Below are 12284 nucleotides of genomic sequence, written 5' to 3'. Positions count from 1 at the left end.
GATGTTGTTACAAGGCGTGTTGGTGGTTGAGTGCTTCAACCGTTTTCTTGGCACCGTTATCACGTAGTGAAAGGTAGAATGCTGTCACCTTTTCAGTAAACAACGAATTATTAACCAGTTCTTCGGTGAACAAACTGTTGAGAGAAAGCAGTGCGCGAACACGGCTTTCATCATCAGTACTATTTGCAACGAGCTCAGCTAATTTTACTGCCTGTGGGTCGCTGATTTGAATTTCTGCACCATGATCATCTTTTCCGCTGACATAACGCATCCATCCTGCAACCGCTAAGGCTAAATAATCAAATGATCGGCCGTTTTTAAGATGAATTTGGATAGAGTCGAGTAAACGTTGGGATAATTTCAACGTTCCATCCATCGCGATTTGCCAAGTACGATGTTTCAACCCCGTATTTTTGAAACGCTCAATCAGGGCATTGGCATAGGCGGGTAAATCCACATTTTTGATGGATAACGTTGGTGCCTGCTCATTGACCATCAGGTGATAAGCGGCTTTTTCATACGCGCTATCCTGCATGCATTCATTTATGTATTGGTAACCAGCTAAATAACCTAAATAAGCAAGGAAAGAGTGGCTACCATTTAACATGCGCAGCTTCATTTCTTCAAATGGAATGACATCTGTAACTAACTGAGCGCCTGCTTTCTCCCACTCAGGACGACCCGCGACAAAATTGTCTTCAATCACCCATTGGCGAAATGGTTCACAGGCAATGGCGACTTTGTCGACGATAGGGCCCAGTTGAGATTGAATTTTCTCTGCAGTGTCTGGTGTCATGGCAGGCACAATTCTATCCACCATGGTAGAGGGAAAAGTGACATTGGTTTCAATCCAATTTGCCAGTGCGATATCCTGTTTTGCAGCCATCGCTAAAATGACATTTTTCGTGATATGGCCATTTTCAGGCATATTATCACAGGACATGACTGTAAATGGTGCAATACCCAGTGCTTTACGGCGTTTTAAGGCTTCAACAATCAGGCCCGGCAATGATTTCGGGGCATTTGGTGAGGCTAAATCATGTGCGATTGCGGGGTTAGCAAAATCAATCGAGCCTGTCGCAGGTACATAGCAATAGCCTTTTTCAGTAACCGTCATGGAAACGATGGCAATGTTAGGGTCTAACATACGATTGATAACGGCATCAATTCCATGAATAGTCGGGTGTAATGCTTCTTTTACCACCCCCACCGTACGGGTTTGCCAGTTATCACCTTGCATTTCAACTACGTTATAAAGGCAATCTTGAGCGAGTAAATCCTCAATTTGTTGCTCACCACCGACTAAATTGATCTCACAAAAACCCCAGTCACTCTGCTGTTCTGTGGCTAAGATATCCGCAAAGATGGCTTGGTGGGCGCGATGGAACGCGCCGAAACCTAAGTGAAGCATTTTTACCTTTACCTGTTCCCTATCATAGCTTGGTACTTTGATAGTGGCGGGTAATTGGTTTAGGTTATTGGTTGACAGTTGCATATTTCACTTTACCTTTTTGTTGTTCAGCCTCTTCAACTGCATCCAACGTGCTGGTTAAATCACGATCTTTCACTTCAGGCATGATGATGGCACTGATTAATGAAATGGCGGAGTAAATGATGATCATGATAGCAATCGGCCACCAGCTTCCGGTGATACTACAGAAAATACCTGCGAGAACTGGGCCTAAACCAGAGGCAATTAAGCCGCCAATTTCTTTGGCCACAGCCATACCGGTGAAGCGGTTACGTGAGTTGAACATTTCAGCCATCGTAATATTTTCTAAGGCAAATAATCCGAGTACTGAACAGTTATGAACGATAATAATACAGATGGTAATCAAGCTAACGCTGTTTGCGCCGTCCACAATGACAGATAACATCGGATAGGCGAGCAACATGGCAGATAAGCTAAGAATAATATAAGGAATACGACGACCAAATTTATCGGATATCAGACCAATAACAGGAATAGTCAGGAAACCGACAACCGAGCTGATCATGATTGCATCAGTTGGAATGCTTTTATCAAACAATAGGCTTTGAACTAAATACCCCGCTAAGAAAGTTTGAATTAACCCAGAGTTACCTGCTTGACCGAAACGAATACCAGTCGCTAACCAAAATGCTTTAGACTTGAACATGGCAAAGAAACTTTCTTTCGGTGGTGCTTGTACTGCAGTTTTGGCTTCTTGTTCTTCCGTATTTTGCACTTTCTCAAATACAGGGCTTTCTTTCAGGTTCAGTCGTAACCATACTGCAAACAGCATTACCACGAAGCTTGCCAAGAATGGTACACGCCAGCCCCACGCCAGTAAGTCTGATTTGTCTAACCAGAAGAACATAACCGCCCAAATCGCAGTGGCGCTTAATGTGCCGCAGTTTGTTCCCAGACCCACTAATGAAGCCACAATACCACGACGGCCTTTTGGCGCATATTCTGCCAGCATGGTTCCTGCACCTGAAATTTCAGCGCCTGCTCCTAAGCCTTGAATTATTCGCAGAAGAACTAATAATAGCGGGGCGAGGATACCTACCTGTGCGTAGGTCGGTAATACCCCGATTAGTGTAGTACATACCCCCATCATGGTGATGGTGATAAAGAGTACTTTTTTACGACCAATTCTGTCGCCCATTTGACCAAAGAAAACCGCACCAACAATACGTGCGACATATCCGGCACCGTAAGTTCCCATCGCAAGAATTAATGCCATTGAAGCGGATTGTTCAGGGAAAAATATTTCATGGAAAACAAGTGCTGCGCCTAACGAGTAAAGCTGGAAATCCATAAACTCTAGAGCGGTTCCTAGCCAGCCTGAAACGGCAGCTTTGGTCAGATCGCCAGAGTTGCGTTCCACTTTCCCTGATGGGTCAATTGACTGAGTATTCATATTATTATCCTATTAATCACGTAGGGTAGTATCCAAAATCGGATTTAGTTTTTTTAATTAAATTAAAAGGTTAAAAGAATTTTACAGCAGGTCTTCTGGTCTTTTTCAAAGGTTAAGATTGCCTCTTGCGCTTCAGTGAATGGGAACTGATGTGTCAAGATTTTCGTTGGGTCAATTTTTTTAGATTCTATCCAGCTAATCACCTCTGGGAATTTTTTGGCATTCAAGCGTGAAGAAAACAATGAAATCTCTTTGCTGGTGATACTTTGCTGTGTAACGGCACTTGCTTCACTTGAAAAGCCCATAATCGAAACTCTTGCTGCGGGGGACGCAATCAAGATGGCTTCTTGTAAGATAGCGGGGTGGCAAGCTGCATCAAGTACTAACGTTGGGCGAAGCCCCAGTGCTTTGAGTTGCTCTGGTAATGGGGTTTGTGAGTTATCAATGACAATATCAGCACCACAATCTTTTGCTCTTGCTAATCGCTCAGCCACGCGGTCAACCATAATTAAGGTTTTGACTTGGTAAACCCCTTTGAGAACCTGCGCACAGGTTAAGCCAATTGTACCTGCACCATAGACTAATGCGACATCATCTTGAGTTGGATGAACATGCGAAGTCACGTTGGCGGCAATAGAGTATGGCTCAACGGTAACAGCACATTCATCGCTGATTGAATCAGGAATGGTATAAGCATTGGCTGCAGGGACATTGACATATTCAGTGAACCCACCATCAGTATGAACACCTAATACTTCTAGTGTTTCACACACATTTGGTTTACCAATTGAGCATGGGTAACAATGACCACAGCTAAGGACCGGGTCGATAGAGACACGTTCACCAACGCGTTTGCTATCTACGTCTGAACCCACTTTTTCAATGACACCAAAAAATTCATGGCCAATCACACGTGGATACTTTGCAAATGGGTTATGGCCACGGTAGATATGGCTGTCAGAACCACAAATACCGGCTAAGCGAACTTTTACTCGTACTTGGTTTTCAGCCGGTTCAGGAACTGAACGTTCTTCAATCAATAACGTATTGGGTTCTTTAATTACTACCGATTTTACAGCTTTCATATTTGACTCCGAATAAAATAAAAATTACCAGTTCCACAACGTGCCGTCTTCGAGACGAGCGACTGGAAGATAAGCTGGGTTGTATGGGTATTTCGCTGCCAGTTTTTCATCAAAATCGATACCTAAACCGGGCTTATCACTTGGGTGCATATAACCATCGTTGAACGTCCAGTTAGTCGTAAATACGGACAACATTTCTTCGGAGTAGCCCATAAACTCTTGAACACCGAAATTGGGTACCCATAGATCAAAGTGTAAGGCGGCAGCATGGCAAATTGGGGATAGGTCAGATGGACCATGAGAACCGGTTCTGACTTGGTAAAGTGAAGCGAAATCAGCAATCCGGCGCATACCTGTGATCCCGCCAGCATGCGTGATTGTGGTGCGGATATAATCGATGAGTTGCTCTTCAATCAATTGTTTACAATCCCAAATGCTATTAAAAACTTCACCTACAGCGATTGGGGTGACGGTATGTTGACGAATTAATCTAAAACAAGCTTGGTTTTCCGCTGGTGTTGGGTCTTCCATCCAAAATAATCGATAATCTTCAATACTTTTACCGAAGCGAGCCGCTTCAATAGGGGTCAAGCGATGGTGCATATCATGTAAAAGGTGCTCATTGAAGCCATATTTGTCCCGTACGGCTTCAAACAGTTTTGGCATAAAATCGAGGTATTTTTCGGTTGACCAAAATTGCTCTTCAGGGTGATGGCCTTTTGTCGCTGGTTCGTAAGCAAGATTTTTCCCTTTGCTTTGCCCATATGTGGTTGCCATTCCTGGGATGCCGCACTGCACACGGATCGCTTTAAAACCTTTTTCTTTATATTTTGCGTAGTTATCTAGTGTTTCGGCAATATCGGTACCCGTGGTGTGGCAATAAACCATCACGCCTTCACGAGAAGCGCCACCGAGTAATTGATAAACCGGAAGGTTGGCAACTTTGCCTTTAATATCCCAAAGTGCCATATCAATCGCAGAAATAGCGGACATCGTAACTGGGCCTCTGCGCCAATAGGCTCCCTTATAGAAGAACTGATAAATATCTTCGATTTTATGTGGATCACGGCCTATCAACTGAGGACAGAGGTGATCTTGAAGATAGGATGCCACTGAGAGCTCTCTCCCGTTAAGGGTGGCATCACCTAGCCCATATACGCCTTCATCGGTGGTAATTTTTAATGTGACAAAATTACGACCGGGGCTACATACAAAGACTTCTGCTTTTATGATTTTCATTTTGGCCTAAATCCCTATTACTTGTTAACCAACTGATCAACCAAATTACCCATAATTACGCAAACTGGTTTATCCATTGGTTAACCAAATTTTCTTTTTTTCACTCTATCAATCGATAAATTAAAAAACAATGGCTAAAAAGACGACAATAAGTGAATCTGATCACAAATTGGTTAACTAATTTTGCGGAAATAGTGGATAAATTGGTTGACCATTGAGGTGAGGGACGATAATCTACAATGGAAGAACTAAATTTAATTCGACAACGCGTTGTACATATATATGAAAACTCAATACCGCTCGTACCAATACCTAGGTCAGCAGTTAAAAGAGCTCATTGCATCTGGTGAATATCCGATAGGAAGTCGTTTAATGCCGGAGCGTGAGATCGCTAAAAAATATGATGTTAGTCGCTCATTGGTACGTGAAGCACTCATCATGTTGGAAATTGAAAAATTGGTTTCTATCAAGAAAGGTTCTGGTGTTTATGTCATCAACCACCCAGATCTGTTAATTGATGAAGTTAAAAGTTTAGACCATGGCCCTTTTGAAATACTGCAAGCTCGCCAAGTGATTGAAAGTGCGATAGCTGCATGTGCTGCTTTGTCAGCAACAAAAGCCGATATCCAAGAGATCCGCGCATTATTAGAAGATGAGCGAATCAAAGTCGCGAATAATGAAAGTGACGATGCTAATGATCATAAGTTTCATGTGTTGATTGCTCGCGCAAGCAAGAACGACATGATGGCGAAGATTATTGATGATATCTGGGCTGTGCGGTTACAAAGCCCTATGTGGGATAAACTACATGAGCATATCGACAATACGACTTACCGGAAGAAGTGGTTGATTGATCATGAAAATATTTTAAATGCACTACAAAAACGTGATCCTGAATTGGCTAAAAAAGAGATGTGGCAGCATTTAGAGAATGTCAAAAATACGCTAATGCAGCTTTCTGATTTTGATGACCCCAATTTTGATGGTTACCTATTTGAAACAATTCCTTATCAGACTATTTTTGAATAATCGAAGGAGAAGTACTCATGGAGCATACGTGGCGTTGGTACGGCCCTAATGACCCTGTTTCTTTAAGTGATGCTAGGCAAGCAGAGGCGACGGGGATCGTCTCTGCGCTCCACCATATTCCTAATGGTGAAGTTTGGAGTGTCGAGGAGATTTTAAAGCGTAAGGCTATCATTGAAGATGCTGGGTTAGTTTGGTCTGTCGTGGAAAGTATTCCTGTTCATGAAGATATTAAAACTCAACAAGGTAATTTTGATCTCTATATTCAAAATTACCAACAAAGTATTCGTAATTTAGCATCCTGTGGTATTAAAACTATTTGCTATAATTTTATGCCAATTCTAGATTGGACGCGTACTGACCTTGCTTATACCCTACCGGATGGCTCCAAAGCGTTACGGTTTGATAATATTGCTTTTGCTGCGTTTGAAATTCATATTTTAAAACGTGAAAATGCGACGGCGAGTTATTCAGAACAAGAAGTTAAAGAAGCGGCAGAGTATTATGCCAATATGTCATCTGATGATATCGAAAACCTGATTAAAACCATCATTGCAGGGTTACCAGGTGCGGAAGAAGGTTATACATTAGACCAATTCCGTGAGCGCTTGGCGCTGTATAATGATATTGATGAAAATCAGTTACGTGAGAACTTAGGTTATTTCTTGCAGAAAATCGTCCCTGTCTGTGAAGAAGAAAATGTGGTTTTAGCTATTCACCCTGATGACCCTCCACGACCAATTTTAGGTTTGCCTCGTATTGTTTCTACCATTGAAGATATGCGGTTTATTAAGCAAAGCTGCGATAGTATTCATAATGGGTTTACTATGTGCACAGGTTCTTATGGCGTAAGAGCCGATAACGACCTAGTAAAAATGATTAATGAATTTGGTGATCGTATTCATTTCACACACTTACGTTCAACGGTGAGAGAAAACAACCCAAATACCTTCCATGAAGGCAATCATATTGCAGGTGATGTCGATATGTTTGAAGTGGTTAAAGCCATTTTAGCGGTTGAACAAAAACGCCATGCTGCGGGGCTTGCACCGATTCCAATGAGACCAGACCATGGTCACCAAATTTTAGATGATTTGAAAAAAGTGACCAATCCAGGCTATTCCGCCATAGGTCGCTTGAAAGGTTTAGCGGAAGTTAGAGGTTTAGAGCTCGCAATTAAACGTATGTATTACCCTGAATTACTGAAAGTCTAAAGACTATCTCGTTATTAACGATATCTGCTTTTCATTTGGTATTTTGATTGTACCAAAGGGACTGTTATACCCCTAAAGAAGCAAAACTGTTATTTCATTATTACGCGACTAAATAGTATTTGGTCGCGTATTTTATTGACTATAAATGCTTTTTATATTTATCTTTATCTAAAAGACACAGTAGATATGGCATTAAATATATTTATGTTTTTATTTCTTTCTTATTGAACAATGACAATAAAAAACACCTTGAGATAAGGGGGCAATACCTATTCCTGTTGTAAATAAAAGGCTGTTTGCATCATAAGCTTGCAGTCATAATCACTTCAAACGTCAACTTCACTATTTTTATCCTAGTGATAACAATTTATTTATATCAAATAAAACAATCATCATCCTGATTTACATTTACCTTGATCTACTACGGGTTAATGGAATGGATAATTCAGGGGCTAGAGTAGCCTCAAGGTGACTTTTGTTTTATCCTGAACGTTAGAGAACCGCTTTCGCGGATATAAATATGATGAGCAAAAACGCTTTCGAGAAAATAAATAGCCTTTTCTCGGGAATTGTCGTTATAAAAAAATAGAAAAGAGAGAACGCAATGGGTATTCGTATCGTTCCTAAAGAAGAGTTAGGACAAGAAAGATTGAAAGAAAAGGGAATTGGTTTTATTCCACCAGTTCTGTTTCCTAACTTAAAAAGCTTATATCAGCGCCGTGCTGAGCGGCTCAAAGAACTTGGTGCGGGAGAACATCCTTTTGCAGATTATCTGAATTTTGCTGCTGAAGTGGCAACTGCCCAAAATAATGCACAGCATGATAATCCATTAGAAATGGATATGGCATCTATCCTTGAGCGCTCAACAAATACCAATAATTCGCCATTAGATGCAAAAACATTTCCGCGTACAACGCATTGGCACAAACTATTGACGGCAATTATTGCCGAATTAATGCCAGTTGTGCCTGAGTCTGTACGTCCTGCATTAGAAAACCTGAATAAAGCCTCTGAAACCGAACTTGAAGCCATGGCAACTGCGTTGCTAAATGAAGAGTTTGAAAAAGTGCCTGCGGATAAATCGATGTTTATTTGGGCTGCATTATCGGTGTATTGGGCGCAAATGGCTGCAAATATCCCTGGTAAGGCACGTGCGGAACATGGCGATCATCGTCATTTCTGCCCTGTATGTAATAGCATGCCAGTGTCGAGTATTGTGCAAATTGGCACCTCACAAGGTTTACGTTATTTACACTGTAATTTATGTGAAACCGAATGGCATATGGTGCGCGTAAAATGCAGTAACTGTGAGCAAACAGGTAAATTAAATTATTGGTCATTAGATGATGAAAATGCAGCAGTTAAAGCTGAAAGCTGTGGTGATTGTGGTAGCTATCTGAAAATTCTTTATCAAGAAAAAGAAGCCAAAGTTGAAGCTGTTGCTGATGATTTAGCATCAATTATTTTAGATGCTCGCATGGAAGAAGAAGGCTTTGCGCGTAGTAGTATTAATCCGTTCTTGTTCCCTGGTGAAAAATAAGCGGTAAAAGAGAATTGTGACTATGGCTGAATCAGACTTGGCTTTATATCGTCAACTTCCTGCTATTGATAAATTATTGCAGCTCGATGAAGTGCAGATATTGGTTGAACAATCAGGGGCTCATTGGGTCACTGCATGTTTACGTGAGATGCAAGAGCAAGCTCGAACCTGTATTGCACAGGCAGGGAAATTACCTGCTTGGCAGGAAGATTGGGTCAAAGAGTTAGCTCAACGCCATCAAGCTTTAGGGCAAAGCGCGCTAAAAAACGTGTTTAACTTGACCGGTACGGTGCTACATACCAATTTAGGTCGTGCGGTAATGTCAACCACAGCGGTAAATGCAGTTAGCCAAGTGATGAGTTCGTCTGTCACATTAGAATATTCTCTAGATGGTGCGATGCGTGGGCACCGTGACCGTGCGATTGCTGATTTGCTGTGTGAGCTCACTGGCGCCGAAGATGCCTGTATTGTTAATAATAATGCGGCAGCCGTTTTATTATTGCTAGCAACGGTTGCAAATGGTCGACAAGTTATTGTTTCTCGTGGTGAATTAGTTGAGATTGGAGGTGCTTTCCGTGTGCCTGACGTGATGGCGCAGGCTGGCTGCCAATTAGTTGAAGTGGGGACAACGAATCGGACTCACTTACGTGACTATGAGAATGCGATTAATGATCAAACTGCACTATTAATGAAAGTGCATACCAGCAATTACAGCATTGAAGGATTTACGGCTGAAGTTGAAGGTGAAGAACTCGCAGAGTTAGGTCGAAAGTACCAATTACCTACAGCAATTGATTTAGGTAGTGGCTCGATGATTGATATGACGGCTTATGGACTACCCGCAGAACCGATGCCACAAAATTACCTTTCTCAAGGAATTGATTTAGTTTCAATTTCTGGAGATAAACTTCTTGGTGGCCCACAAGCAGGGATCATTTTAGGGAAGAAAAAATGGATTGATGCAATTCAAAAACATCCATTAAAACGTGCTTTACGGGTTGATAAAATGGTTTTAGCTGCGCTTGAAGCGACACTAAAGCTGTATCTAACTCCCGAGAAACTCACAACAGATTTACCCACATTGCGTTGGTTGACCCGAGACCCGGAGACGATCCGTGGTAGTGCAGAAAGCATTGTTGTTGCTCTACAAGCCTTTTACGGTGATAAATTTATTGTTGAAGTGGAGCCTTGCCTCTCACAAATAGGGAGCGGCTCACTTCCCATCGACCGGCTTCCTAGCTTTGCGGTAACATTTACACCGCTAAATGGAAAAGGTAGCACATTAGAGCAACTCGCTACGCAGTGGCGCCAGTTACCTCAACCTGTGATTGGGCGTATGAAAGAAGGTAAATTGTGGCTTGACCTGCGCTGTCTTGATGATGAACACGCATTATTACAGGCCTTACTTTCATGATTTTTGCGACAGCTGGCCATGTTGACCATGGTAAAACTTCTTTAATTCAAGCCATTACTGGCGTAAATACCGCGCACCTTCCTGAGGAAAAAAAGCGCGGTATGACCATTGACCTAGGGTATGCCTACTGGCCACAGCCAGATGGAAGCTCTATTGGTTTTATCGACGTTCCAGGACACGAAAAGTTTTTAGCCAATATGTTGGCTGGGATTGGTGGCATAAACCATGCACTTTTGGTTGTTGCCTGTGATGATGGAGTAATGGCGCAAACCCTTGAACACCTTTCTATTTTAAGGCTAGCGGGTTGTGAAAATGTCAGTGTCATATTGACGAAGGCGGACAGAGTCGATCATCTGCGAATTGAACAAGTGATTGAGCAAGTCACCTCAGAGCTGTCTCAGCAAGGTTGGCCTGACGCAAAATTATTTATTACTTCTATCGAAGATGGCCGTGGTATTGATGCGCTGCGGTTATACCTACAACAGCTTCATCAGCAAAGTGGTTCACATCCCAATATCCAACGTCGTTTTCGTTTAGCCATTGACCGCGTGTTTTTGGTAAAAGGCGCAGGGGTTGTGGTGACTGGCACCGCGTTAGCGGGAAAAATTCAGGTTGGCGAGTCACTTTGGGTGACTGGAGCGGATAAGCAAGTTCGTGTCAGAGGTATTCATCGGCAAAACCAAATATCTGAATTTGCTGTTGCAGGTGATCGCGTAGCCTTAAACTTGGCGGGCGACATTGATAAAGAAAATATTACCCGAGGCGATTGGTTACTTGCAGAGCAACCTGCGTTTATTGCAACACGGGTTATTGTCGAATTGGAATGCGATACATTAATTAAGCACTGGCAGCCTGTGCATCTCTATCATGGTGCAAGTCATATCACTGGGCGAGTGTCATTATTAGTGGAGCAAGGGGAAACCCCCGTGCTTGCTGAGTTAATTTTAGATACCCCATTATGGTTAGTAGAGAATGACCGGTTAATCATCCGTGATATTAGTGCTCGGCAAACGTTAGGTGGGGCTCGCGTGATACGTTTGGTTTCCCCACGCCGAGGTAAAAGGCTCCCAGAGTTTTTGGATTGGTTATCTAGGCTTTGCCGAGAACAAGACGAACTGGCTCACTTTAAGTTACAGCTTCCCCAAGGTGAACTTAATTTACGGGATTACAGTTGGGCTCGGCAACTCACCCATGATGCATTAGATAATTTATTGGCACAAATGGATGTGGCGCGTGTGGGCAACTATGTTTTATCCACATTTAAAGCGCAAATAGCGAAAGACCGTATCGTTCAAGCACTTGAACAATTTAATGAAATACACAGTGACCAAATCGGTGTGGGCAAAGCACGTTTGAAACGTATGGCTTTGCCTTCAATGAGTGAGGCGTTAACATTTAAATTCATTAATGACCTAATTGATGAAAACGTTATTAAGCAAACTCGAGGTTGGTTACATATGCCTCAACATGGGCTGGTATTTGATGCGCAACAGCAGCTAATTTGGCAGCAAATACACCCATTATTTTCACGTAATGAGGCGTGGTGGGTTCGTGATTTAGCATTAGAAAGTGGCCATGAAGAAGATACGATACGTCGAGTTCTAAAAAAGGCGGCGCAAATGGGATTAATTACAGCGATAGTTCGTGACCGCTATTATAGCCATGAGCAAATTAACTATTTTGCTTCACTGATTCATCGTTATTGCTTAGAAAATGAGGTCATTTTTGCCGCTGATTTTCGTAACGAACTAGGGATTGGCCGGAAACTCGCCATTCAAATTCTTGAGTTTTTTGATAAAAGCGGTTTTACTCGTCGTAAAGGCGATGGGCACCATTTACGAGACAAAGGTATTTTCGTTGAATAAATTGAGTGTTTGGATC

9 protein-coding genes are annotated in these 12284 nt (G+C 42.3%); 5 read left to right on the top strand and 4 right to left on the bottom strand.

What is annotated here, in order from left to right:
- Window positions 1-7: 7 nt before the first annotated feature.
- The 4 genes from PR800_RS12140 to manD form a co-directional block, all read right to left on the bottom strand.
- On the bottom strand, window positions 8-1495 hold the full coding sequence (locus PR800_RS12140) for a mannitol dehydrogenase family protein (RefSeq protein ID WP_272530916.1): 1488 nt from the start codon (window positions 1493-1495) through the stop codon (window positions 8-10).
- On the bottom strand, window positions 1476-2885 hold the full coding sequence (locus PR800_RS12135) for an MFS transporter (protein ID WP_102140034.1): 1410 nt from the start codon (window positions 2883-2885) through the stop codon (window positions 1476-1478). Before PR800_RS12135 ends, PR800_RS12140 begins: the two co-directional genes overlap by 20 nt.
- Before the next feature lie 62 nt (window positions 2886-2947).
- A complete protein-coding gene (locus PR800_RS12130) occupies window positions 2948-3970 on the bottom strand; it encodes a Zn-dependent oxidoreductase (RefSeq protein ID WP_102140033.1) in 1023 nt (340 codons plus the stop codon).
- A gap of 24 nt (window positions 3971-3994) precedes the next feature.
- Window positions 3995-5209, bottom strand: a complete 1215-nt coding sequence (manD, locus tag PR800_RS12125) for a D-mannonate dehydratase ManD (protein WP_102140032.1) — start codon at window positions 5207-5209, stop codon at window positions 3995-3997.
- Window positions 5210-5491: 282 nt separating this feature from the next.
- Between manD and PR800_RS12120 the strand changes: the two genes are divergently transcribed.
- From PR800_RS12120 to selB, 5 genes are all read left to right on the top strand, one after another.
- Window positions 5492-6238, top strand: a complete 747-nt coding sequence (locus PR800_RS12120; RefSeq protein ID WP_004906196.1) for an FCD domain-containing protein — start codon at window positions 5492-5494, stop codon at window positions 6236-6238.
- Between the two features lie 17 nt (window positions 6239-6255).
- Window positions 6256-7449 carry a mannonate dehydratase gene (uxuA, locus tag PR800_RS12115; protein WP_102140031.1) on the top strand — a complete coding sequence of 398 codons (1194 nt, stop codon included), beginning with the start codon at window positions 6256-6258 and terminating at the stop codon, window positions 7447-7449.
- A 604-nt stretch (window positions 7450-8053) separates the two neighbouring features.
- The gene (gene fdhE, locus PR800_RS12110) at window positions 8054-8989 is read left to right on the top strand and encodes a formate dehydrogenase accessory protein FdhE (protein ID WP_166267166.1); all 936 of its coding nucleotides are present in this window, start codon (window positions 8054-8056) and stop codon (window positions 8987-8989) included.
- A gap of 22 nt (window positions 8990-9011) precedes the next feature.
- Window positions 9012-10403, top strand: a complete 1392-nt coding sequence (gene selA, locus PR800_RS12105) for an L-seryl-tRNA(Sec) selenium transferase (RefSeq protein WP_206276224.1) — start codon at window positions 9012-9014, stop codon at window positions 10401-10403.
- Complete coding sequence (gene selB, locus PR800_RS12100; protein WP_272530915.1) at window positions 10400-12268, top strand: selenocysteine-specific translation elongation factor; 1869 nt, start codon at window positions 10400-10402, stop codon at window positions 12266-12268. The genes selA and selB overlap by 4 nt, the downstream gene beginning before the upstream one ends.
- Window positions 12269-12284 lie beyond the last annotated feature (16 nt).

It is taken from the genome of Providencia sp. PROV205, assembly GCF_028479505.1.
In the GTDB taxonomy this organism is placed as follows: Bacteria; Pseudomonadota; Gammaproteobacteria; order Enterobacterales; family Enterobacteriaceae; genus Providencia; species Providencia huaxiensis.
This window is presented reverse-complemented; position numbering and strand designations above follow the sequence as displayed.

Coding starts and splice junctions, on each gene's coding strand:
- PR800_RS12140 (WP_272530916.1), bottom strand. CDS start 1,495: ATGCAACTGTCAACCAATAACCTAAACCAATTACCCGCCACTATCAAA.
- PR800_RS12135 (WP_102140034.1), bottom strand. CDS start 2,885: ATGAATACTCAGTCAATTGACCCATCAGGGAAAGTGGAACGCAACTCT.
- PR800_RS12130 (WP_102140033.1), bottom strand. CDS start 3,970: ATGAAAGCTGTAAAATCGGTAGTAATTAAAGAACCCAATACGTTATTG.
- manD (WP_102140032.1), bottom strand. CDS start 5,209: ATGAAAATCATAAAAGCAGAAGTCTTTGTATGTAGCCCCGGTCGTAAT.
- PR800_RS12120 (WP_004906196.1), top strand. CDS start 5,492: ATGAAAACTCAATACCGCTCGTACCAATACCTAGGTCAGCAGTTAAAA.
- uxuA (WP_102140031.1), top strand. CDS start 6,256: ATGGAGCATACGTGGCGTTGGTACGGCCCTAATGACCCTGTTTCTTTA.
- fdhE (WP_166267166.1), top strand. CDS start 8,054: ATGGGTATTCGTATCGTTCCTAAAGAAGAGTTAGGACAAGAAAGATTG.
- selA (WP_206276224.1), top strand. CDS start 9,012: ATGGCTGAATCAGACTTGGCTTTATATCGTCAACTTCCTGCTATTGAT.
- selB (WP_272530915.1), top strand. CDS start 10,400: ATGATTTTTGCGACAGCTGGCCATGTTGACCATGGTAAAACTTCTTTA.